This window comes from Methylobacterium sp. M6A4_1b, assembly GCF_053345175.1.
On record NZ_JBKEZQ010000010.1, the window covers coordinates 78,995 to 102,489 of the forward strand.

Genomic DNA, 23,495 nt, shown 5'->3' on the forward strand with positions numbered 1-23,495 from the left:
AGAAGACGCAGTCCGCATTCGCGCGACGCCCTCCGCAGCCTCCGGCGCCCCGCGATCAGGCCGCCTGGATGAAGCTGTCGAGGACCATCTTCCGGCCGGCCTTGTCGAAATCAACGGTCAGCTTGTTGCCGTCCACACCCGCGACGGTGCCGGGGCCGAACTTGGTGTGGAACACCCGCATGTCGACGCTGAAGGCGGACGGCGCGCCCGTCGACTTGGCGATGAGCTCGCCCTCGATCTGGCGCGGGCCGCCCCGGCTGGCGGGCGACCGATTGCCGACCCCGTAGCCGTTGGCGTTGCCGGACTGGGCGGTGTTGGCCTGGGCCCGCTGCCAGCCGGGCGTGCCGTAGGACGAGCCGAAGGGCGTCGGGTTGCGGTCGAAGCGCGAGGCCCCGGCCGAGAAGTGGGCAGGCGCGTCGATCACGTCGACGCTGCCCTCGGGCAACTCGTCGATGAAGCGGCTCGGCACCGTGGAGGACCAGAGGCCGTGGATGCGCCGGTTGACCGCGAAGGACAGCTTGGCGCGCTTGCGGGCCCGGGTCAAGCCCACATGGGCGAGGCGGCGCTCCTCCTCCAGGCCGGCGCGGCCGCTCTCGTCGAGCGCCCGCTGGTTCGGGAACAGGCCGTCCTCCCAGCCCGGCAGGAACACGGTGTCGAATTCCAGCCCCTTGGCGGCGTGGAGCGTCATCAGCGAGACCCGGTCGGCCCCCTCCTGCTCGCTGGCCTCCATGACGAGCGAGACGTGCTCGAGGAAGGCGGCGAGGTCCGGGAACTCCTCCATGGAGCGCACGAACTCCTTGAGGTTCTCCAGGCGCCCGGCGGCGTCGGCCGACTTCTCCTTCTGCCACATCTCGGTGTAGCCGGATTCCTCCAGGATGGTCTGGGCCACCTCGGGATGCGGCTGGGTGCCGACCAGCCGGGACCACCGCGAAAAACTCTCGACGAGGGCGCGCACGCCGGAGCGGGCGCGGGGCTTCAGCTCGTCGGTCTCCACGACGAGGCGGGCCGCCTGGAGCAGGGGCACCCGCTCGGCCCGGGCGTAGGCGTGCAGGGCCTGCAGGGTGGCGTCGCCGAGACCCCGCTTCGGCGTGTTGAAGATCCGCTCGAAGGCGAGGTCGTCCGAGGGGTTGGCGGTGACGCGCAGGTAGGCGAGCGCGTCGCGGATCTCGGCGCGCTCGTAGAAGCGCGGGCCGCCGATGACCCGGTAGGGCAGGCCGAGCTGGACGAAGCGGTCCTCGATCTCGCGCATCTGGGCCGAGATGCGCACGAGCACGGCGATCTCCGACAGGGGATGCTGCTTGGCCTGGAGGCTCTCGATCGCCTCGGCGACCTGACGCGCTTCCTCCTCGGAATCCCAGGCGCCCGACACGGTCACCTTCTCGCCGGGCACGTCCTCCGTCCGGAGCGTCTTGCCGAGCCGCCCCTCGTTCTTCGCGATCAGGCCGGAGGCGGCGGCGAGGATGTGGCCGGTGGAGCGGTAGTTCCGCTCCAGGCGGACCACTACGGCACCGGGGAAGTCGTGCTCGAAGCGCAGGATGTTGTCGACCTCGGCGCCGCGCCAGCCGTAGATCGACTGGTCGTCGTCGCCGACGCAGGCGACGTTGCGGTGGCCCTGGGCCAGCAGCCGCAGCCAGAGGTACTGGGCGACGTTCGTGTCCTGGTACTCGTCCACGAGGATGTAGCGGAAGCGCTGCTGGTAGTTCTCCAGCACGTCCGGGTTCTCCCGCCAGAGCTTCAGGCAGAGCAGCAGGAGATCGCCGAAATCGGCGGCGTTGAGGGTCAGGAGCCGGGCCTGGTAGGCGGCGTAGAGGGCACCGCCCTTGCCGAAGGCGAAGGCCTGCGCCTCGCCCGGCGGCACCTGCTCGGGCAGGAGGCCGCGATTCTTCCAGCCGTCGATGGCCGAGGACAGGGCGCGCGCCGGCCAGCGCTTCTCGTCGATGTTCTGGTCGACGATGACCTGCTTCATCAGGCGCAGTTGGTCGTCCATGCCGAGGATGGTGAAGTCCGAGCGCAGGCCGACGAGTTCGGCGTGGCGGCGCAGGATCTTGGTGCCGATGGAATGGAAGGTGCCGAGCCAGGGCATGCCCTCGCCGGCCGGCCCGATGAGCCCGCCGATGCGGTGCTTCATCTCGCGGGCGGCCTTGTTGGTGAAGGTCACCGAGAGGATGTCGAAGGGCCGCGCCTTGCCGGTGGCGATCAGGTGAGCGATGCGCGTCGTCAGCACCCGGGTCTTGCCGGTCCCGGCCCCGGCCAGCACGAGGACCGGCCCGTCCGTCGCCTCGACGGCGCGGCGCTGCTCGGCGTTCAGCCCTTCGAGGTAGGGCGAGCCCTGTGGCCGCAGGGAGGCCATGGCACGGGCGGCGATGGAGGTCGGGGCGGCGTCGGAGGCGGTGGGGCCGGCCGCGTCGAAGCGTTGAGTCATCGCGCATCCCTGGACCAAAACGCGAACGGCGTCGAGGGTCGCGGGCGTTCCCGCTGACGCCCGGCCCCGGCTTGGATGATATCGGAGACCCAATTTCGGACGCCCCTGGCACGCCATGCCTTGGCCTCGGGCAGCGCGGTCCGCCAGGTACGGACTTTCGCAGGCACAGACTTTCGCAGGCACAGACTTCGGCAGGCGGGAACCGAAACCGGCAACCCTCTGTCGCCCCGGCCTCTCTGCCGATAATCGATGCGGCGGTCTCACGCAGGCTCGGAGGAGATCCAGCTTCGGGAACCCGCCTTCCCACCGGCGAGTCGTCTCACCAGATCATGCCATCACACTGCACCCGACAAGGACGCCGCCATGCATCGCTCCCCCGCCCTTATCCTCGCCGGCCTCGGCGTTCTCGCCGCGGGTCCGGCCCTCGCCCAGGTCTCGTCGCGGGGCGTCGACAGCCTCAACGCCACCAACGAGCGCCTGTCGAACCGCAGCGAACTGCGCGGCATCGAGCAGCGGCAGCAGTTCGACACCAACCAGTCCCGGATGCAGATCCAGCGGAGCGACCTGTTCCGGCCGAGCGCGCCAGTGGCCCCGATCATCGTTCCGGGCCGTCGCTGAAGCCTCGCCCTCCGGGTAGCGGACGCGTCAGGCGGGGCACTGGCGCGCTCCGGCGTTCCCTGTGCTATGCCCGCCGGCAAGCGGGTCCCGGCCCGGATGACGAGGCGGAACAGAGACGGTGCGTGACATCCTGACCGCGCTGGCGGGCGCCGTCATCCTGCTCCTCGTCGCGGCACTCGCCGTTCCGCCCTTCGTGGCCTGGGAGGGCTATCGCGGCACGGTCGACCGGACGATCGCGCGCTCCCTCGGGATCGAGGCGCAGACCGAGGGCCGCATCGGCCTGCGGCTCCTGCCCTCCCCGCGCCTCAAGCTCGACCGGCTGCGTCTCGGACCCGGCACCGCCCCGAACCCGTCTCTCGACCAGCCTCAGATCGACCTCCAGGGTATCAAGGCCGAGGTCGCCCTGGCGCCCCTCCTGAAGGGCGAGATCCGTTTCACCGAGACGCGGGTCGGCCGGGCCGAGGTCAAGCTCCCCGTCACCGACGGCGAGGCGATCCTGCTGCCCGCGCGCGGACTCTCGGCCGCCCTGCGGCGCGACCTCGCCATCGAGGACCTGTCGATCCGGCAGTTCGTGCTGACGACCCAGGTCCCGGCGACGGGCCGGACCGAGCAGTTCTACGCCGAGGCCCTGCAGGTCTCGGCACCCGCCCTCGTCGGACCCTGGCGGGCCGAGGGAACCAGCCGGGGCGTGCCTTTCCGGGTCTCGACCGGCGAGCTCAGCTCCGAAGGCGTCAGCGTGAAGATCGCGGGCGGCGGCGATACGCAGCCCCGCTTCGAGGCGGATGCCCGCATCGGCCTCGCCCCCGCCGGCACCGGCACGGCCGGCCGACGCCTGATGGCGGCCGTCGCCGAGGGCAATGCCCGGATCGTCGTCGGCCCGCCCGTCCAGGCGGCGGGCGCCTACCTGCCTTTCTCCCTCGCCGGCACGTTCAAGGGGCGCGGCCTGACGGCCCGGTTCACCGACGTCGCCCTGGAGATCGACCCCGGTGGGCAGGCCCTGCGGCTCGGTGGCACCGGCCAGCTCGACCTCAGGCAATGGCGCGGCGCCCTGGCGCTCTCCGCCCGGCGCCTCGACCTCGACGCCTTCCTGACTTCGGCGGCCGGGCAGGCCCTGATCGCCCGCGGCATGCCGACCACCGGCGGCCGCAATGGCTTCGGCCTGCCGATCATGGTCGACCTCGACCTCGCGGTGGAGAGTCTGGCCCTCGGCCTCGACGCATGGACGGGCCTTGCCGCCAGCGGTACCCTCGACCGCACGGGCGGCGTGACCCTGCGTCGCCTCGACGTGACCGCCCCGGGCGCCGCCGCCCTGGGCGCCAGCGGCGAGATCGACACCGAGGCCGGCGCGCGCTTCACGGGGCACCTGTCGCTCGACACGCCGGCCTCAGACGGGCTCGGCCGGTACCTGCGCCGCCTCGGTCTCGAGGGCCCGGCCGTGACGGTGATGGACGGACGCCCGGTGCAGCTGACCACCGACCTGTCGGTGGCGGCCGGCACCGTCTCCCTGCGCACCCTGCGCCTCGGCCTCGGCGAGGCCCGCATCACCGGCAACGCCCGCTACACGGCGGCCGAGGGCACGGACCGGGGGCGCTTCGACGCGCAGCTCGCCGCGCAGGGCATCGACATCGCCGCCCTGCCGGTGCTCGGCGGCACCCTCGCCGACCTGCGCGGCCACGATGTCGGGATCACCCTTCAGGCCCGGGACGTCCGCTACGGACCCGCCGGCGCACATTCGGGCAACGGCACGATCGCGGCGAGCATCCAGTCGGACGGCCCGAGCCTCGTGGTCGACAGCCTCGACATCACCGATCTCGCCGGCGCCAACGCCAAGCTCTCGGGCCGGATCAGCCCGGACGGCACGGGGCGGATCGCCGGCCAGGTCGCGGCAGCGGTGGCCGCACCCCTGTTCGCCCTCCTCGATCGGGTCTGGGTGGCGGAGGCCCGCCGCGTCCCGGCCTTCCTCCGGGCGGGTGCTCTCGACGTCGCCGTCAGCCTGGAGCGGGACGCGGGCGCCGCCGACACCCTGCGGGTCGGCGCGCGGGGCAAAGCGGCCGGCGGCACCCTCGACCTCGACCTCCGGAGCCGGGCGGGCCGCATCGACGCCCTCGACCTCACCCTCGCGACGGCGAACGCCGCCGTCTGGTTCGGGCGCACCGACATCCCGGCCCTGCGCCGGCCCGGCCGCCTGCGCATCTCCGGAAGCCCCGCCCCGGCCGACGGGTCCGCGCAAGGCCCCGGCCTCGCCCTGCACCTGAGCGGGACGGTCGCCGACATCACCGTCGCGACGGTGCAGCCGGTCCTCCTCGACGCCGCCGAAGCCTTGCCGCGAGCCGGCGAGCTCCAGCTGGGCCTGCCCGACCTCGCTCCGTTCCTCAGCCTCGCCGGCAGCGCCGTGGCGGTCCCCGGTCCCCTGCCGGCCGAGCTCGGCCTGCGTCTGTCGCGCAGCGGAGGCGAGGCACGCCTCGGTCTGATCGGCCGGGTCGCCGGCGAGCCCGTCTCGGCCGACCTCACCGCCGCGCCGGATGGGGCGATCGGTGGCAGCGCGACCCTGACCCGGCTGTCCCTGCCGCTGCTCGCCGGCGCTACGATCCTGCCCACCGAGGCCCCGCGCGGACCGGGACAGAGCCCGGCGAGCGCCCGCTTCGCGCCGGTTCCGACGGGCCGTCCGCCGGTTTCACTCAGCCTCCGGGTCGACAGCCTCGATCTTGGCCGCGGGCTCACCGCCACCGGCGCGACCCTCGGTGTCGCCCTCGACGAGGAGACCCTGACCCTGCGTGACCTCGACGCGACCCTCGCCGGCGGACGCGTCGCGGGACGCGCGACCTTGACACGTCAGGGCGGCGCAGCCGCGCTCTCCGGCGAGGGCCAGATCACCGACGCGGCGATCCCCGGCCTGGTCGGCCCTGGACCGGTCGAGGGTCGGGTCACGGCCCAGCTGCGGTTCGGCAGCTCGGGCGAGAGCCTGACCGGACTGACGAACAACCTCGGCGGCAGCGGCACCCTCACGCTCGCCGACCTGAAATTACCGGGGGCCGATCCGGCCGGCCTCGACCGCGCCCTGTCGCGGGCTCTGGTGGAGGACGATCCCCTGCGGGAGGGCCGGCTGCAGACCCTCGTTGTCGAGGAACTCGGTGCAGGACCGCTCCTCATGAAGGGTCCTGTCACGGCCTCCGCGAGCCTCGTCGGAGGCCGCCTGCGGGTGGGTCCGCTCATGCTTCCCCTCGGCTCCGCACGCTGGAACGGCACGCTCGGCATCGACCTGCGGGACGCGCGCATCGAGGCACGCGGAACCCTCCTGGCCGGTCAGGCGCCGAAGGGCTGGAGCGGAGCGCACCCGTCGATCCAGCTCGGGTTCGGCGGCCCGATCCGCAACCCCGAGCGTAGCATCGATGCCGGGCCGGCGACCAATGGGCTCGCCGCCTTGGTGCTTCAGCGCGAACTCGAGACGATCGAGGTGTTCGAGGCCGACCAGAGCGAGCGCCTGCGCCGCCGCGCCCGCATCGAGATGGACAAGGCCCGCACCCTCGCCATCAAGGCCGCGGACGACAAGCTGGCGGCCGAGGAAGCGGCCCGCCAAGCGCGCCTGCGCGCTCAGCAGGCGGCCGACGAAGCCGCACGCGAAGCTCAGACGCGCCAGGAGGGGGCGCCGCAGCCCTGAGGCGGCCTCACGCCTTACCGACGGCCTGAAGAGCGAAGGCCTGGATCAGGCCGACTTCCTCCAGTCGGTCGAAGCGCCCGGCGGCTCCTCCGTGGCCCGCCTCCATGTTGATGCGCAGAAGGATCGGCCCGCCCCCCGTCATCGTGGCGCGCAGGCGTGCGACCCACTTCGCCGGCTCCCAGTAGGTGACACGGGGGTCGGTCAGTCCGCCGAGCGCCAGGATCGCCGGATAGGCCTTGGCCGCCACGTTGTCGTAGGGCGAGTAGGCCAGGATTGTCTCGAAAGCCGCGAGGCTCTCGCCGGGGTTTCCCCATTCCGGCCATTCCGGCGGCGTCAGCGGGAGTTCGCCGTCGAGCATCGTATTGAGCACGTCGACGAAGGGCACGTCGGCGACGATGCCCGCGAACAGTTCCGGCGCGAGGTTGGCCACCGCGCCCATCAGCATGCCGCCGGCGGAGCCGCCATGGGCGACGATCCGGCCCTGCGCCGTGTAGTGCGCGTCGATCAGCGCCCGGGCGCAGGCGACGAAGTCGGAGAAGGTGTTGGGCTTCTTCTCGCGCTTGCCGTCGAGGTACCAGCGCCAGCCCTTCTCGGTCCCGCCCCGCACGTGGGCGATGGCGTAGACGAAGCCGCGGTCGACGAGGGAGAGCAGGTTGGTGCGAAAGGCCGCCGGCGTCAGCGTGCCGTAGGACCCGTAGCCGTAGAGGAGCAACGGCGCCGATCCGTCGAGGAGGCAATCGCGCCGGTGCAGCAGGGAGATCGGCACGGTCTCGCCGTCCGGCGCCGTCGCGAACAGGCGCCGGGTGACGTAATCCTCTGGATTGTGCCCGCTCGGCACGGTCTGTCGCTTGCGCAACTGACGGGCTCGGGTGACGCAATCGTAATCGTAGGTCTCAGCAGGCGTAGTCATCGACGAGTAGGTGAAGCGGATCACCGCCGTCTCGAACTCATGCCCCGGCTGCAGTCCGAGAGAATAGGCCTCCTCGGCGAAGGCCACCACGTGCTCGTTGCCCTTGGTGTCGCGGACGACGATGCGGGGACGCGCGTTCTCGATCTCAAGACGCACGAGGTGATCCGCGATCACGTGCTGGTGGCGGATCATCACGCCGGGGCGGTGAGCGATGACATCGGTCCAATTCTCGCGCCCAGGTGCCTCCACCCGGGCGGTCACGATCTTGAAGTCCTCGGCCCCGTCGGCATTGGTGAGGATGAAGAGATGATTGGCCCAATTCTCGACAGAGTAGATCAGCAGCGGCTCGCGCGGCTGCACTACGGTGAGCGCGCCTTCCCCCGAGCGGCGGTCAAGGAGATGGACCTCGGACGTCTCGTGATCGCTGGCGGTGACCGCGAGGTAGTCGCCCGATTGCGTCTCTTCGATATGGACGAAGAAGCCGGAATCGGCTTCCTCGTACACCAGGGTGTCGGCATCCTGCGGGGTGCCGAGGCGGTGGCGCATGACCCGTGCGGGGCGATGGTTGTCGTCCACGGCGACGTAGAAGAAAGCCCGACCGTCGGCGGTCCACACCACCTCGCCGGTCGTCGCCTCGACGCAATCCGGCACATCCGCACCAGCATCGAGGTCGCGGACCCGGATGCTGTGCAACTCCGAGCCCTTGGTATCGGCGCTCCAGGCGAGAAGCCGGTGGTCGTCGGAATGGACCGCTGCAGCGATCTCGAAGAAGGCCAACCCCTCGCCTTCGCGGTCGCCGTCGATGAGGATGACCTCCCCTTCCTCCCGACCGCCATCCGCTGCGGTCTCGGCCCCCTGCCCGGGAATCACCACGACAGTGCGGGGCCGTCGGCAGACGAGCGGATGCTGTCCGCCCTCGCGATGCCGGGTGTAGTAGGCGAACGGCCCATCGGGTTCTGGCACGCTGCTGTCGTCTTCGCGGATACGAGCGCGCATCTCGGCGACGAGAGTCTTGCGAAGCGTTGCCGTGCTCGCGAGCGCGGCTTCGGAATAGGCATTCTCGCCTTTCAGATGTTCCCGGATATCGGCGGGCAACGCAGTCGGATCCTTTAGGACATCCCGCCAGTTTTCAGCCTTCAGCCAAGCATAGTCGTCTTGGATGACACGGCCGTGGACTTCATAGGTGTGAGGGCGCACTTCCGCGACCGGAGCGGCGGCAGACACCGAAATGCTGGTTGACTGGGAGGCCATTGCAAAAAATCCTGGCGCAGGGTCGAGACGCGGAGCCGCGTTGCTCCCTATGGCCGTGCCATGTGGCGCGGGCACGGGCGGCAAGCAAGCGGGAAGACGGCGGAGGAGCGAACGGACTGACACCGCTTCTGCGGCAATCTGCCCTCAGCTTGGATACGGAGCCGACCTCATCTCACCAGGATGGAAATCCCACGACATCGGCACGGCTGAAATATTGTTCGCGACAGTTGCTTGACGTTATCGAGGCGGGCTTGCCCATCTTGCGACGTGACGGAGAATAGCATATCAAGAAATCGTAGCGGGTGAAGTTGCTGCGCATTCTATAGCGCATGCAGAGCAGACGGTAACGCTGCGGGATCGGTCCGGGGAACGAGCGGGCATCGACGCGAAGGCGGTCGAATTGCTTGCGTGCCTTATTCACTGCATCGCGTCAGGAGAGCTCTTCTAATTATGAACGATATCGAACACTCCACGGATTATGTCGAACTGACCGTCGACATCGTGTCGGCCTACGTGAGCAACAACCCGGTGCCTCCCGGCGAACTGGCTCAGTTGATCACGCGCATCCATGGGGCGCTGTCGCAGATTGCCAGCGGCCAAATCGAGTCGAAGGCGCCCGCAGCGCCGCTCCAACCTGCGATCTCCGTCAAGAAATCAGTGACCGCCGATCACATCATCTGCCTCGAAGACGGTCGGACCTTCAAGTCGTTGAAGCGTCACCTGCGCGCCAAGTACGATATGAGCCCCGAGCAATACCGCGCCAAGTGGGGTCTGCCACCCGACTACCCCATGGTCGCCCCGAACTACGCCAAAGCTCGCTCCGATCTCGCGAAGGCGATCGGCCTCGGCCAGACCCGCAACGGGAACTACGACGAAGCCGCCTGAGTCTGCGACCGCTCCGGAGCACCTACGGTCTCCGGAGCCTGCCTTCCCGGCGAACAACTCCTGCCTGCCGCGCCGAAGACTTGATGGCCTGAGGCGGTGGGCGTTTCGGAAAACAGCCGTCAAGACTTGATATAGGATATTTTTCCCGTACGGTAGCGCCGACGACCCTCCCCGTCGCTGTCCTGAGTACTGGAACGAAACATGAACATAAATCGGACCTTTCCGTTGGCTGGTGTTCTGCGTCCGGCTCGGGAGTACGGCTCCCCGGCCGCGACATCCGCGCATCCCCGCCGTGAGATCGAGACGATGACGGCCGAAGCGCGGCGGCTGCTCGATGCCCTGGCGAAGGAGAGCGCCTACGCCATCCCCGATCCGACCAAGGACGAGGGTTGGATCGTTCGGGAAGGCGGCAACGGCATCTCCGTTGGGGGTGGCCGCTTCAACCGGAGTGCAGGCACCGAACTGCTCGCACAGGATCTGGCGGAACAGGGAGCAGGACGCCGAGCCCGGCTGACAATCAGCCCGGCTGGACGGGCTCGGCTGCGACGGGAGATGGCCGGCCCGCAGACGCCCTACCTCGCACAGCATCTCGACCTCGTCGTCAGTTCAACCGAACCGGGCCGGCCGGTCAGGGATGCCTCCGAGAGCCCCCTGGCGTGGATGGCGCGACGGCGGAACCGCGACGGCGCGCCCCTCATCGACGCAGCCTGCTTCGAGGCGGGCGAACGCCTGCGCCGCGATCTGACCGGGGCGGCCCTGATGCCTCGGATGGGCCAGGATTGGAGCGGGGTGAAGGTCGATGGGTCCGGGCCGCGCGATCCAGCGGCCGGCTCCGACGCAATGCTGTCCGCCCGCCAGAGAGTCCGATCGGCGCTCGACGCCGTCGGCAGCGATCTCTCCGGCCTGCTGATCGACCTGTGCGGCTTCCTCAAGGGCCTCGAACGGATCGAGGCGGAGCGGCGCTGGCCGCCACGCTCGGCCAAGGTGGTCGCCCGCAGCGCTCTGGCGCGGCTTGCCGAGCATTACGGACTGGAGCGCGAGGCGGTGGGGCCGGATCGGAGCCGTCTCCGCCTATGGCGGGAGTCGGCCAGCCCGACGAGGCAGCGGGGCTGACAGGCGCCGCCTGCGACCGAGTTCAAGCGGCCGTGAGGCGGATTGCATCCCGATGGATACGCTCCGCCATGGCGCGGACGCCATTGGAACGCTTCGAAGTCAAATGGGCGCCGAGGCCGATCTCCTTGAAAGTCTGGAAGACGTCGACCTTGGCGATGTCCTCCGGCGCCTTTCCATCGTGCAGGGCCATGACGAGGGCGATCAGCCCCTTGGTGATCACCGAATCACTGGTCCCGCGCAGATGGAGGCGCGGCGGGGTCTCGGAACAGTCGATGTGGGATTCGACCCAGACCTGGCTCTCACAGCCATGGACCCGATTTGCCTCGGTCAACAATTCTTCCGGAAACGGCGGCAGGGCGCGCCCGAGTTCGATCAGGTACTCGTAACGGTCCGGTCCCTCATCGAGGATGCCGAAATTGTCGATGATCGTCTCGATTTCTGGAAGCATGATCGGGGGAGCGGCTCCTGTGCGGCGGCACCCCACGCATATAGTCCATACCTGCACCAAAGCGATCCTCAAGGGGCTGGTGCCAGCACCTCCGGCAGTTGCAGTTCCAGCGGCTCGGCGGCGGTGCCGATGCCCCGCACCGCGATCTCGGCCTGCGAGGCATAGGCGGCGATCAGACGGGGACCGAGGTTCGGCACCTCGAGCTTGCCGGGCGCGGCACCCTCGCCCGCTCCGGAGACGATGCTCAGACGCACGGGGCCTCCGGCCGCCGCATCGATCTGGATCGCGATGGTGCAGGCGACCGTCTCGGCCGTGGTGTCGAGGCATTCCGACACCACCTCGGCGACGATCATTCCGAGTGCGTTGGCGGTGCGCGGCTCGACCAGGCTGGTGCCTTGGCCGCCGACGGTGACGCCGATCCGCCCGGCCCGGCGCAATTGGCCGAGGCCGGAGGCGAGACGGTGCAGGTAGTCGCGCAGGTCGATCGAGGCGATGTGAGGGGCCTCGTGCAGGTGTTGCTGCACCAGGGCGATGGCGCGCACCCGCTGGCCCAGGGCTTCGAAGCTACCCCGGCAGGGCGCGGGCGCGGCGCGGCCGTAGAGCCCGATCAGGCTGACCATGACCTGGAGGTTGTTGCGAACCCGATGGTAGACCTCGGCGAGGAGCGCCTCCTTCTCCACCAGTGCCCGCTCGGAATGCTCCTCGGCATGCTTGCGGTCGGTGATGTCGAAGCACGTGCCGAGGAATCCGACGAAATCCCCGTTCTCGCGCAAGGGCTTGGCAGTATCGAGGAGCCACCGGTAGGCACCGTCGTGACGGCGCAGGCGGAATTCGGAGGTGAAGGGTTCCTGCGCGGCGAAGGCCTTGGCCACGATGGCGGCGTGACGCTCGAGGTCGTCGGGATGGAGACCACGGCGCCAGCCGTGCCCGAGTTCCTCCTCAACCGACCGTCCCGTGAAGGCGAGCCAGGATTCGTTGTGGTGGACGGCAGCTCCCTGGGGATCGGCACGCCACATCATCAGGGGTACGAAATCGGCGAAATGCCGGAACTCGCCGTACCCCATAACATTCACCGATGCCGCCTCGGTCGACGGTGTGTCCGCGGCCATGATGTTTCGATCCACCCGTTCCAAGCACCGGCCCCGCCTTAGCCAGCGCCGGTCAACGTGCCGGGCATGGGCCCGTTCCGATCCTACGTTGTGATGAGGGGCCTTATCCTCAGCCGACTGGGATGCCGTCGAACGGTGGGAACCTCAGAGCATGCTCGGCAGGATGCGATCGGGCGGGCGGTGCCCGTCCATGAAGGTTTTGATGTTGATGATCACCTTCTCGCCCATGTCGACGCGGCTCTCGTGGGTGGCCGAGCCCATATGGGGGAGAAGAACGACCTTGCCGGCGCGGGCGAGCTTGACGAGGCGCGGGCTCACCGCCGGCTCCTGCTCGAACACGTCGAGGCCGGCGCCGGAAATGTCGCCGGCCTCCAGGAGGCGGGCGAGGGCGGTCTCGTCGATGACCTCGCCGCGGGCGGTGTTCACCACCACCGCCTCGGGCTTCAGCAGCTTGAGGCGGCGGGCCGAGAGCAGGTGGTACGTCGCCGGCGTATGCGGGCAGTTCACCGACACGATGTCGACGCGCGCCAGCATCTGGTCGAGGGATTCCCAGTAGGTCGCGTCGAGGTCGCGCTCGATCTGGGCCGGCACGCGCCGGCGATTGTGATAATGGATCTGCAGGCCGAAGGCCTTGGCCCGGCGGGCCAGGGCCTGGCCGATCCGGCCCATGCCGACGATGCCGAGGCGCTTGCCCGTGATTCGGCGGCCGAGCATCCAGGTCGGCGACCAGCCGGTGGTCCAGGCGTCGTCCGGGATGATCCGGGCGCCCTCGGTGACGCGGCGGGCCACGGCGAGGATCAGCGCCATGGTCATGTCGGCGGTGTCCTCGGTGAGGACGCCGGGGGTGTTGGTGACGGTGATGCCGCGCTCCAGAGCCGCGGCGACGTCGATGTGATCGACGCCGTTGCCGAAGTTGGCGATCAGCCGCAGGTTCGGCCCGGCCTGGGCGAGGAGGCCCGAATCGATCTCGTCGGTCACCGTCGGGACCAGGACGTCGGCCTCGCGCAGGGCCGCCATCAGGGCGTCGGGCGCCATCGCGGCATCGTCGGTGTTGAGTCGGATCTCGAAGAGCTCGCGCATGCGCGTCTCGACGACCTCGGGCAGGCGCCGCGTGACGACCACGAGCGGCTTGCGCTTCAACGACGACATGCACCCTCCCCGCGAACGGCACCGCCTGCCCGCATCCGACCCGGCCGGTCTCCGGCGCGATCGGCGATGCGGGGCGACGCCGCAGGCTTACCGTGCGTTAACCACGCACCGGTCAAGACATTCGAGACGACCGGGCCGTCGGCCGGAAGGCCGCGATCCCGGGGTCCTCTCGACCCTCAAGGCCTCTCTACCAGAGAGGCCGCGGAACACAATGCACGCCGGGGCCGCCCGCCAGCCTTCGGCGACGACCGCTCCGGACAGCGTGAAGGATCATCGGACGATGCGCGCGCCTGCCCTGCTCCTCACCCTCGCGACCCTCCTGTCGGCCGGCGCCGCCGCGGCCGCCCCGGCGCCGGGAGCTGGGCCGGACGTGGCCCTGGGGCCGGTGACGAAGCTGCCGCTGCCGCGCTACGCCAGCCTGAAGACCGACCGGGTCAACCTGCGCGAAGGCCCGTCCAAGGACCACCGAACCCTCTGGGTGTTCCAGCGCGCCGGCCTGCCGGTGGAGATCGTGGCCGAGTTCGAGACCTGGCGCCGCATCCGCGATTCGGAGGGCACCGAGGGCTGGGTGCTGCACTCACTGCTCTCGGGCCGGCGCACCTCCATCGTCACCGCCGGCAAGGGGGGTGACAAGGGGGGCGACAAGGTCCCGGTGCCGCTCTACGCCAGGGCCGACGAGGCCTCCGGCGAGGAGGCGCGCCTCCAGGCCGGCGTCATCGGCAGCGTCAAGACCTGCACCGGCGCCTGGTGCCGGATCATCGTGGCGATGCCCCAGCGGCGTGGCGACGTGGACGGCTACATCCGGCAGGACCGGCTCTGGGGCGTCTACCCCAACGAGAAGGTCGAGTAGGCCCGGCGCCTTCCGAGCGCCCGCCGCTCACGATTGCCGGATGAAGGTGTCGGGCGTGCCCGTGCCGTCGGCGACGAAGCGGATGTCGCGGGGCTCGCGCCGCGGGGTGTCGACGGAGAGGAACACCATCGGCTGCTCGAGGATCTCCGGCACCGAGTGCACGACCCCGCGCTTGAAGAACACGAGCTTGCCGGGGCCGACCTCCACGGGGGTCTCGTCGCCGAACTTCATCAGGCAGCGCCCGGACAGGACGTAGAGATACTCGTCGCAGGAGGCGTGGCTGTGCGGCGGCGTCGGGTGGTAGACCCGGAACACCCGGGCGCTCGCCGCCGGATCGTCGGTGAAGCGGTGATCCGCCACCAGGGTGTCGGAGGTCTCGGGCAGGCGCGCGGCCTGCTCCGCCACGTCGAAGACGCCGTGCGCCGTCAGGCTGTCCCTACTCATCGCCCGCATGTCCTTCCCGTTCCTCGCCCGATTCCGGCAACCTAGCCGAAAACGCGGCGGGAGGGAGCGGGCCGCCGCCCGGATGGTCAGGAAAGCGGGCCGGCCTCACGCGGAGGCCCGCTGCGCCTCGTGACACGCTGGCGCGGCGCCGCTCCCGTTCCGCACGAACCAGGGGATGCGCGCGCCGATCATCGGCTTCGCGTAGAGATAGCCCTGCGCGTAGTCGCATCCCATCCGGACCAGCTGCTCCGCCTGTCCCCGGGTCTCGATGCCTTCCGCCGTGACCTGGAGACCCAGGCTGTGCCCGAGGCCGATCACCGCCGCCACGATGGCGGCGTCGTCCCGGTCCTTCTCCATGTCACGCACGAAGCTCTGGTCCACCTTGATGTGGCCCACCGGGAACTGCTTCAGATGGGTCAGGGACGCGAAGCCCGTGCCGAAATCGTCGAGGGTCACCAGCACGCCCGCGTCGCGCAGGCGCTGGAGCGTCTGCGGCACGCACTGGGAGCCCTGCCCCAGGAAGACGGTCTCGGTGATCTCCAGCTCGAAGGACGCGGCCGGGACCTGGAACTGAGCCAGGACGTCGAGGACATGCCCGGCGAGGTCCGCCCTCCGGAACTCGGCTGAGGCGAAGTTCACCGCGACGCGACCGAAGGCGAGGGCGTCCCCGAGCCAGGCCCGCATGTCGGCGGCGATCTGCCGGAGCAGGCAATCCCCCAGGGCCGTCGCGAGTTCGGGATCTTCGAAGACGGCCCCGAAATAACCCGGCGTCACCAGGCCCCGGGTCGGATGCTGCCAGCGCGCCAGAGCCTCCAAGCCGACGACGGCCCCGGTCCGCAGGCAGACCTTGGGCTGATAGAAGGGCAGGAACTCGCCGGCCTCGATCCCGGCGCGGATTTCCGCGATGAGGCCGACGCGTCGTTCGGTTTCGGCCCGCATGGACGGATCGAACAGCACGGCCCGGTTCCGCCCCGACGCCTTGGCGCGGTAGAGCGCGATATCCGCGTCCTTGAGCAGTTCGAGGCCATCGCGGTGGTGGTCGGGAAACGCGGTGATCCCGATGCTGGCCTTGCAGGTGAGCGTCTGCCCCCGATAGGTCAGGGGCTCGTGGAGGCGCTCCAGCAGCGTCGATGCCAGCCGGACCGTCTGCGCCAGCTCCGACGGCTCGGTCAGGAGCAGCGCGAACTCGTCGCCGCCGAGGCGCGCCACCGCATCCCGAGGGCCGAGACCGGCCCGCAGGCGCTCGGCGACCTCGACGAGCACGGCGTCCCCCACGTCGTGGCCCAGGGTCTCGTTCACGTCCTTGAACCCGTCGAGGTCGATCAGCAGCAGGCTGACGCACGACCCCGCCCGCTCCGCCTCCGTCAGCGCCGCCTCGAGCTGCTGCAGGAAGAAGCCGCGGTTGGCGAGGCCCGTGAGGCCGTCGTGATGGGCGACCGCCCAGGCATGCTCCTCGGCGCGCTTGCGGTCCGTGATGTCGAAGGTGATGCCCACGATCCGGTCGTCCGTGACCCGATCGGCCCGCATGATGAGCCACATCATCGGCCCCGCGGGATGCCGATACCGGAACTCGACCGCGTGCGCGGTCCCGCCATAGGCGACGAAATTCTCGACCTGCGGCCGATCGGCCGGGTGGACCTGGTCGATCAGCAGCGCGATCGACCCCGAGCCGATCCCGAGGAGGGCGACCGAGTTGGCGGAGCGGGTGGCCAACCCCGTCGTCATGTCCCGCTCCCAGGCGACCATGCGCCCCGCCTGGAGCGCCAGGCGCAGGCGCTCCTCGCTGCTTCGCAGGGCGGAGTTGGCCTCGCGCTGCTGGGTGACGTCGTGCATCGCCCCCACCATGCGCAGGGCCCGCCCGGCCTCGTCCCGGATGATGAAGCCCCGGTCGATCACCTCCGCGTAGGTGTCGTCGACGCGCAGGAAGCGGTACGCCTCGTCCCACCGGCTGTCCGGTCCCCCGACGGCGTCCCGGACGGAGGCCAGGACGCGGGCCCGGTCATCCGGGTGGATCCGGCCGGCCCACCATTCGCCGCCCTGATCGGTTCCGGAATCGCCTTCCCCGAACAGATGCGGGGCGGTCTCGCTCCACTGGGTCGCGTCGGTCGCCAGGTCCCAGTCCCAGATGGCGTCGCGCGTCGCGAGCACGGCGAGGCGATGGCGCTCCTCCTGGATGCGCAGAGCGTCCGTGGCCAGGCGCGCCTCGTGGATGTCCGTCGCGACGCCGACCCACTCGACGATCCGGCCGGTTTCGTCCTTCAGCGGGACGGCGCGGGCCGAGATCCAGCGGTAGCCGCCGGCCGCGTGGCGGGCCCGGTACTCGACGACGCCGGTCTCCGCCGATGCCGTGATCCTGCGCCACGCCGACAGGGCGTGGGCGCGGTCCTCGGGATGGACGACGTCGAGCCACCCGTCGCCCCCGGCGGCCCCCTGGACCTGGCCCGTCTGACGCTCCCAGTCCCCGCTGTCGATGATGCGGCCATCCGGGCAGGCCCGCCAGACCGTCGAGGCGCTGGCATCGATCAGGGCGGTGTAGCGCTTCAGGATCCGCTGCAATTCGCCCTCGGCATCGCCTCCCGCGAGGCGCCCGCAGGACCCTCCGGGCACCGGAGAGGCCGGCTCGCCCGACGGACTCCCCTCGCCCGGCGCGCCCGCGACCAGCACCCGGTTGCGGCCCTGCCGCTTGGCCTCGTAGAGGGCGACGTCCGCGGCCTCGAACCACGCTTCCGTCGTCAGGCCGGGGCCGTGCGCGGCGTGCACGACGCCGCAGCTGACGGTGACGACGCCGTGATCCTGGCCGGCATGCGCAATCCCCTCCGATTCGATGGCCCGGCGGACGCGGTCGGCGCAGGCGACGGCCTCCGCCTGGGTCGCGGGGGAGAGGATCAGCGCGAATTCCTCACCGCCAATCCGGCAGGCGAGGCCGCCCGTGGCGCGGGCCTCGCGCATCAGGGTGGCGGCGATGGCCTTCAGCACCCGGTCGCCCGCCAGGTGACCGTACAGATCGTTGTAGCGCTTGAATCGGTCGGTATCGAACAGCAGCAGCGCCAGGGCGTCCGGCCGGGCATCCGCGCGCCCCGCCGCCAGCGCCTCGTCGAACCGCCGGCGGTTCGCCAGCCCCGTCAGGGCATCGGTGCTCGCGAGGCGGACGAGTTCGAGGCGCGTCCCCTCCGCGGCGTCCTCCGCGCTCATCCGGCGGCGAAGCTCCCGGTGGAGGAAGATCGCCAGGATGCTCGTGCCGGCACACATCGAGACCAGGACGAGGGCGAGGGCGAGGGCCTTGGGCCGCCAGGCCTCGGTGATCGCGGCGATGCTGAGGGCCACGTTGACGCGCAGCGGCCAGCGTCCGACGCGCTTGAAGGTGTACAGGCGTTCGACGCCGTCCATGGCCGACGACGCGATCAGCTGACCCGCCTCCTCCCGGATGAAGCGCTGGACACTCGCCACGGCGGACATGTCGCGGCCGGGCACGAGGGAATCGGCCGGCGTTCGGACGATCAGGATCCCGTCGTCGTGGAAGAGGTTGATGGCGGCCGTCGCCTCGGTGTTGAGGCGGCGGAAGATCTCCGTGAAGTAGGCGACCTCGATGGTTCCGATGACGACCCCGGCGAACGACCCGTCCGCGTAGCCGACGCGGCGGCTCAGCGGGAGCACGAACCGGCCGCTCACATTGGACAGCATCGGTCGGCCGATATGCAGGCCGAGATCCGCACGGTCCCGATGGACCTGGAAGTAGCCGCGGTCCGACGCGTTCAGGGGGCGCGGAACGACCGAGTTGGAATCGACGTAGGCTTGTCCGTGCGCGTCCAGGACGAAGATGGAGCCGAAACCCGGTGCCGTGGAGGCCCGGTCGAAGAGCGCGAGCCGCCGGACCTCCGGGGAAATGCCCTCCAGCTCCGGCGTCTGGAGCCTGTCGACGACGGCCTGGAGCGAGAGATCGTAGAGTTCGATGTCGCGGTCGAGGGTGCGCTCGGCGCTGCGGAGGAGGGTCTCCGAGGTGAGAGTGGCTTGGCTCCAGGCATGCGCGCGCATGTTCAGGACGACGCCGCCGGTCATGGCGCAGAGAACCACCACGACCGCCACACTGAAAACAGTGATCACGCGCGAGAGGTGGGTCGGGCTCTCCATGTTCGACGTGCGCGGGCGTGACACCGGAATACCCAGACGAGAAGCGGCCGATCGGAACCGGGATCGTGCAGACAAAGTGCTAAGATCGCGTTGCCATCGCAGGCAGCCATCGGAAGACTTCCGCCCAAGATCTCCCGGGCGGAAAGGTGGGCCGGATAGCGTACCGAGACCAGCGAATACCTTCTCTGTTCTCGGAAAGACCCTTGGATCCGCGTCGGGGCACGGCGCTGCGAGGTCGCCGTCTTCGGAGGTTCACCGGTTGCGATGCGGGTTCTCCGGAGCCGTCGACCGGCCCGCGCGGGCGGCCCGCAAACACCCTGCGGCGGCGATCCCGGCTCCCGGGACTCCGGATCGAGCGAGGGCGGCAGCCCCGTGCGACCTACGAATAAAATCACCTAATAGGATTTTATGTTTGACAGCGCGACGCTCCTGAGGTATCCATACGGCACGCTCAAGAAGTGTGAGTGGCGAGGGAGGCGGCCTTGGCGAAGCTCGTGCCGATCGTCGCGTCGATCCGGGATGCCGTCGCGACGGCCATGCGCGACACCCAGCGGCCCGTCACCGCGATCGCGGCCGAGACCGGCGTGCGGGTCACCACCATCCGGACCTGGAACAAGCGCTTCGGCTGGCGCCCCGCCGCGGCGACGGCCTCGACGGCCTTCACCCCCGAGCGCTGGAAGCCGGCGCGGCGGGCGGCGGTGGCCCGGCTCTACCGGGAGGATTGGATCGACATCGGCGACCTGGCCGTGGCGCTGGGCGTGGCCCGGCACAGGGCCGAGGCCCTGTTCGCCCAATGCGGTCTGGACGGACGCCGGCCCGGCGAGGTCGGGCGCGCCCTGGGGCTGGACGCCGATCCCCGCCGGATGCGGGCGGCGCTCCGGGCGCAGATCGCCCGGCAGATCCTGCATTTCGACGCCGCGCTGAACGGAGCGGCGGGCGCCCCGGCCTTCGACAGCGCCCGCGTCCTGCGCGACCTCGGCGGGCTGAAGCGCCTCCTCGACGAGACCACGGATGACGGGCGAGGAGGACGCGATGGGTGGGATTCCCGCAGCGGCGACGACGACGGGAGCGGCCAGCCGGCCGACGATCTGCCCGCCGACGATCTGCCCGCCCTGCGCGCGGAGATCGCGCGCCGCGCTGAGGCGCTCGGCGGCGAGCGGGCGGATGCCGGCCCTGCTGGCGAGCCTGCCGCCCTCCCAGATCCGGACCCTGGCGACTGACTGGCTCCTGACGGCCCGGGCCGACCAGCTTCCGCCCTGCCCGGCCCTGGCGAACTGGACCACCTGGGCGGTGATCGGCGGGCGCGGCGCGGGCAAGACCCGCACGGGGGCCGAGTGGGTCCGCGCGCTGGCGCTGGGCGACCCGGCCTTCACGACCCGGCCGGTCGGGCGCATCGCCCTCGTGGGCGAGACCTTCGCGGATGTGCGCGACGTCATGGTGGAGGGGCCCTCCGGCCTCCTCGGCCTGCCCGGGCGGCGGCCGCGCTGGTCGCCCTCGCGCCGGCGCCTCGAATGGGACAACGGCGCGGTCGGCCTCGCCTTCTCGGCCGAGGAGCCGGATTCCCTGCGCGGACCGCAATTCGGCGCGGTCTGGTCGGACGAGATCGCCAAGTGGCGCTACGCGGAGGCCGCCTACGACATGATCCAGTTCGGCCTGCGCCTCGGGCACCGGCCGCGCGGCCTCGTCACCACCACGCCCCGGCCGATCCCGCTGCTGCGGCGGATCCTGGCCGATCCGCGGACGGTGGTCAGCCGGGCGCGCACCGCCGACAACGCCGCCAACCTCGCGCCGGCCTTCCTCGAGGCGGTGGTGGGGCGCTACAGCGGCACCCGCCTCGGGCGCCAGGAGCTCGACGGCGAGCTGATCGAGGACCGCGCCGACGCCCTCTGGACCCGCGACCGCCTGGAGGCGGCCCGCGTCCCGGCGGCGCCGGCGGACCTGCGCCGCATCGTCGTGGCGGTGGACCCGCCGGCCTCCTCGAAGGCCGGGGCGGATGCCTGCGGGATCGTCGCCGCCGGCCTCGACGCCGCCGGCCACGCCTACGTGCTGGCCGACGCCACTCTGGCCCGCGCCGCCCCCGAGGCCTGGGCCTCGGCGGCGCTGGCGCTCTACCACCGCCTGGCCGCCGACAGCCTCGTGGTCGAGGTCAACCAGGGCGGCGAGATGGCCAGCGCCGTCCTGCACCAGGTCGATGCCGCGGTGCCGGTGACCCCCGTGCGGGCCACGCGCGGCAAGTATCTGCGGGCCGAGCCGGTCTCGATGCTCTACGCGAAGGGGCGCGTCCACCATGTCGGCGCCCTGCCGGCGCTGGAGGACGAACTCTGCGACTTCGGGCCGGACGGCCTCTCCTCCGGCGCCTCGCCGGACCGCCTCGACGCCCTGGTCTGGGCGCTGACGCACCTCCTCCTGCGCGGCGGCCCCGAGCCGCGCATCCGGCGCCTCTAGGCGCTCCCCCGATCCGTTCCTCCCGCGAGGCCCCGATGGCGAACCTCCTCTCCCGGCTCGTGCGCCGGGCCGCGCCCGCGGCCCCCGACACCAAGGCGGCGCCCCTCGCGGGCGTCGGCGTCGCCTTCTACGGCGAGGGCCGGGCCACCTGGACCCCGCGCGACATCGGGGCGCTGGCGCGCGAGGGCTTCCAGCGCAACGCCATCGTGCACCGGGCCGTGCGGCTGGTGGCCGAGGCCGCCGCCGCCCTGCCGCTCGGGCTGGTGGGGACGGGCGCCGCCGGACCGCATCCCCTGGAGGCGCTGCTGGCCCGGCCGAACCCCCGCCAGGGCGGGGCGGCGCTGCTCGAAGCGCTCTACGGGCACCTGATGGTCTCGGGGAACGCCTACCTCCAGGCGACGGGCCTCGACGGCGTGCCCCGCGAGCTCCACGCCCTGCGGCCCGACCGGATGCGGGTGGTGCCCGGCCCCGACGGCTGGCCGGCGGCCTACGACTACGCGGTGGGCGGCCGCACCCTGCGCTTCGACCAGGGCGGGGACGGCGTGCCGCCGATCCTCCACCTCACCCTGTTCCACCCCACCGACGACCATTACGGCCTCTCGCCGATGGAGGCGGCGGCCGTGGCCCTCGACATCCACAACGCGGCCGGCGCCTGGAACAAGGCGCTGCTCGACAACGCGGCGCGCCCCTCCGGCGCCCTGGTCTTCGCGACCCAGAGCGGCTCCACCCTGAGCGATGCGCAGTTCACCCGGCTCAAGGGCGAGCTCGAGGCGAACTACCAGGGCGCCGGCAATGCCGGGCGGCCCCTGCTGCTGGAGGGCGGTCTCGACTGGAAGCCCCTGGCGCTCTCGCCCAAGGACATGGATTTCGTCGAGGCCAAGAGCGGGGCCGCCCGCGAGATCGCGCTGGCCTTCGGGGTGCCGCCCCTGCTGCTGGGCCTGCCCGGCGACAACACCCACGCCAACTACGCCGAGGCCAACCGGGCCTTCTACCGCCAGACCGTGATCCCCCTGGTGCGGCGCACCGCCGAGGCCCTGGCCCAGTGGCTGGAGCCGGCCTTCGGCCCCGCACGCCTGGAGCCCGACCTCGACGCCATCGAGGCCCTGGCCCCCGAGCGCGAGAGCCTGTGGCGCCGGGTCCAGGCCGCGGATTTCCTCACCGAGGCGGAGAAGCGCGCGGCGGTGGGCTACGGGCCACGTTAGGGTCGGACGGACCGCAGGCCCGGACCGCGGGTCCGCTGCCTCAGGGTTCGCCGGACCCCGGCGGTTCCCGTCCGGACCGACCCGGCAGCCGCGCCGGCCCGGATCCCGAGCAGCTCACGAAAGCGACGGGATAGGCCGGAACGTGCCGGTCTTCGGTGACGAAGACGGCGCCCTCGACATTGGCCTGAGCGATGAGCAGGTGATCCCACGGGTCCCCGTGGTGCCGCGGGAGGTCGGCGAGGGCCAGCAGATGCGCCGGAGTGATCCCGACGAGTTCGAAGCCCTGGTCCCCCACCGCGTCGAGGATGGTGCCGAGATCGGCCTTCAGCTTCCCGACCCGGACCTTCACCTGGATTTCCCAGAGGGAGGCGACCGAGACGAGAACGTCGTTGGCGGGGTCCGCGATCAGGTCCTGGGCGGCCCGGCCGAGCCTCGTGTCCGCGAGCAGCCACCAGAGCAGGGCATGTGTGTCGAGGAGGAGTCTCACCCCTCCTCGCCTTCCATGGCGGCCAGCAACTCGGGCGACAGGACATCGAAATCCGGCGCCATCTCGATCTGTCCGCGCAAAGCGCCGGGCCGGCGCCGCGGTGCGGGCTGGGGAGGATGAACGAGCGCGATCACCTCGTTGCGGGCTGTCACCGCGAAGGAAGCGCCATGACGCACCTGCCGCATGAAGCCGGCGAAATTCCCGCGAAATTCGCGCACGCCGACTTTCCGCGGCGCGCGGGGCAAAGCCTTCTCGTCCTCGATCATGACCCGCCTCGGATGTGTACACAAGATGTGTACGCATAGGGGTCCGGGCGGTCAACGCCAAGCCTGACGAAGCCGTCGGCCTTGCACACCGCCCGCACCCGGCACTTCGC

17 protein-coding genes are annotated in these 23,495 nt (G+C 71.0%); 8 read left to right on the forward strand and 9 right to left on the reverse strand.

Features of this window, described 5'->3' with window-relative positions:
• Positions 1–55 precede the first annotated feature (55 nt).
• A complete protein-coding gene (locus ACLBWX_RS12200) occupies positions 56–2,422 on the reverse strand; it encodes an ATP-dependent helicase (RefSeq protein ID WP_447677329.1) in 2,367 nt (788 codons plus the stop codon).
• Between the two features lie 363 nt (positions 2,423–2,785).
• On the opposite strand from ACLBWX_RS12200, the gene ACLBWX_RS12205 reads away from it, so the two are divergent.
• Both ACLBWX_RS12205 and ACLBWX_RS12210 read left to right on the forward strand, forming a co-directional pair.
• A complete protein-coding gene (locus ACLBWX_RS12205; RefSeq protein WP_447677330.1) occupies positions 2,786–3,040 on the forward strand; it encodes a hypothetical protein in 255 nt (84 codons plus the stop codon).
• A 118-nt stretch (positions 3,041–3,158) separates the two neighbouring features.
• Complete coding sequence (locus ACLBWX_RS12210; protein ID WP_447677331.1) at positions 3,159–6,698, forward strand: AsmA family protein; 3,540 nt, start codon at positions 3,159–3,161, stop codon at positions 6,696–6,698.
• A 7-nt stretch (positions 6,699–6,705) separates the two neighbouring features.
• Here ACLBWX_RS12210 and ACLBWX_RS12215 read toward each other — a convergent pair whose 3' ends face one another.
• The gene (locus ACLBWX_RS12215) at positions 6,706–8,859 is read right to left on the reverse strand and encodes a S9 family peptidase (RefSeq protein WP_447677332.1); all 2,154 of its coding nucleotides are present in this window, start codon (positions 8,857–8,859) and stop codon (positions 6,706–6,708) included.
• A gap of 450 nt (positions 8,860–9,309) precedes the next feature.
• Between ACLBWX_RS12215 and ACLBWX_RS12220 the strand changes: the two genes are divergently transcribed.
• A complete protein-coding gene (locus ACLBWX_RS12220) occupies positions 9,310–9,744 on the forward strand; it encodes a MucR family transcriptional regulator (RefSeq protein WP_447677333.1) in 435 nt (144 codons plus the stop codon).
• 306 nt (positions 9,745–10,050) lie between these two features.
• Positions 10,051–10,857: a DUF6456 domain-containing protein gene (locus ACLBWX_RS12225; protein WP_447677334.1), complete on the forward strand. Its 807-nt coding sequence runs from the start codon at positions 10,051–10,053 to the stop codon at positions 10,855–10,857.
• Between the two features lie 22 nt (positions 10,858–10,879).
• On the opposite strand, the gene ACLBWX_RS12230 is transcribed toward ACLBWX_RS12225, so the two are convergent.
• The 3 genes from ACLBWX_RS12230 to ACLBWX_RS12240 form a co-directional block, all read right to left on the reverse strand.
• The gene (locus tag ACLBWX_RS12230; protein ID WP_447677335.1) at positions 10,880–11,305 is read right to left on the reverse strand and encodes a SufE family protein; all 426 of its coding nucleotides are present in this window, start codon (positions 11,303–11,305) and stop codon (positions 10,880–10,882) included.
• Positions 11,306–11,373: 68 nt separating this feature from the next.
• Positions 11,374–12,414 (reverse strand): sensor histidine kinase, encoded by a 1,041-nt coding sequence (locus ACLBWX_RS12235; RefSeq protein ID WP_447677336.1) that lies wholly within the window; start codon positions 12,412–12,414, stop codon positions 11,374–11,376.
• A gap of 144 nt (positions 12,415–12,558) precedes the next feature.
• Positions 12,559–13,563 carry a 2-hydroxyacid dehydrogenase gene (locus ACLBWX_RS12240; RefSeq protein WP_447677337.1) on the reverse strand — a complete coding sequence of 335 codons (1,005 nt, stop codon included), beginning with the start codon at positions 13,561–13,563 and terminating at the stop codon, positions 12,559–12,561.
• A gap of 280 nt (positions 13,564–13,843) precedes the next feature.
• Here ACLBWX_RS12240 and ACLBWX_RS12245 point away from each other — a divergent pair, with 280 nt between their 5' ends.
• Positions 13,844–14,413 carry an SH3 domain-containing protein gene (locus tag ACLBWX_RS12245; protein ID WP_447677338.1) on the forward strand — a complete coding sequence of 190 codons (570 nt, stop codon included), beginning with the start codon at positions 13,844–13,846 and terminating at the stop codon, positions 14,411–14,413.
• A gap of 27 nt (positions 14,414–14,440) precedes the next feature.
• On the opposite strand, the gene ACLBWX_RS12250 is transcribed toward ACLBWX_RS12245, so the two are convergent.
• Together ACLBWX_RS12250 and ACLBWX_RS12255 are read right to left on the reverse strand one after the other, a co-directional pair.
• A complete protein-coding gene (locus ACLBWX_RS12250; protein ID WP_447677339.1) occupies positions 14,441–14,857 on the reverse strand; it encodes a cupin domain-containing protein in 417 nt (138 codons plus the stop codon).
• Positions 14,858–14,962: 105 nt separating this feature from the next.
• Positions 14,963–19,009, reverse strand: a complete 4,047-nt coding sequence (locus tag ACLBWX_RS12255) for a diguanylate cyclase domain-containing protein (protein WP_447677340.1) — start codon at positions 19,007–19,009, stop codon at positions 14,963–14,965.
• 458 nt (positions 19,010–19,467) lie between these two features.
• Here ACLBWX_RS12255 and ACLBWX_RS12260 point away from each other — a divergent pair, with 458 nt between their 5' ends.
• The 3 genes from ACLBWX_RS12260 to ACLBWX_RS12270 are packed head-to-tail and all read left to right on the forward strand — an operon-like array spanning position 19,468 to position 22,632.
• The gene (locus ACLBWX_RS12260; RefSeq protein WP_447677341.1) at positions 19,468–20,205 is read left to right on the forward strand and encodes a hypothetical protein; all 738 of its coding nucleotides are present in this window, start codon (positions 19,468–19,470) and stop codon (positions 20,203–20,205) included.
• A complete protein-coding gene (locus ACLBWX_RS12265) occupies positions 20,150–21,430 on the forward strand; it encodes a DNA-packaging protein (protein ID WP_447677342.1) in 1,281 nt (426 codons plus the stop codon). The genes ACLBWX_RS12260 and ACLBWX_RS12265 overlap by 56 nt, the downstream gene beginning before the upstream one ends.
• Positions 21,431–21,465: 35 nt before the next feature.
• On the forward strand, positions 21,466–22,632 hold the full coding sequence (locus tag ACLBWX_RS12270; protein WP_447677343.1) for a phage portal protein: 1,167 nt from the start codon (positions 21,466–21,468) through the stop codon (positions 22,630–22,632).
• A 40-nt stretch (positions 22,633–22,672) separates the two neighbouring features.
• Here ACLBWX_RS12270 and ACLBWX_RS12275 read toward each other — a convergent pair whose 3' ends face one another.
• Positions 22,673–23,119 carry a type II toxin-antitoxin system VapC family toxin gene (locus ACLBWX_RS12275; RefSeq protein ID WP_447677344.1) on the reverse strand — a complete coding sequence of 149 codons (447 nt, stop codon included), beginning with the start codon at positions 23,117–23,119 and terminating at the stop codon, positions 22,673–22,675.
• Complete coding sequence (locus ACLBWX_RS12280; RefSeq protein ID WP_447677345.1) at positions 23,116–23,385, reverse strand: prevent-host-death protein; 270 nt, start codon at positions 23,383–23,385, stop codon at positions 23,116–23,118. The genes ACLBWX_RS12275 and ACLBWX_RS12280 overlap by 4 nt, the downstream gene beginning before the upstream one ends.
• Between the last annotated feature and the right edge of the window lie 110 nt (positions 23,386–23,495).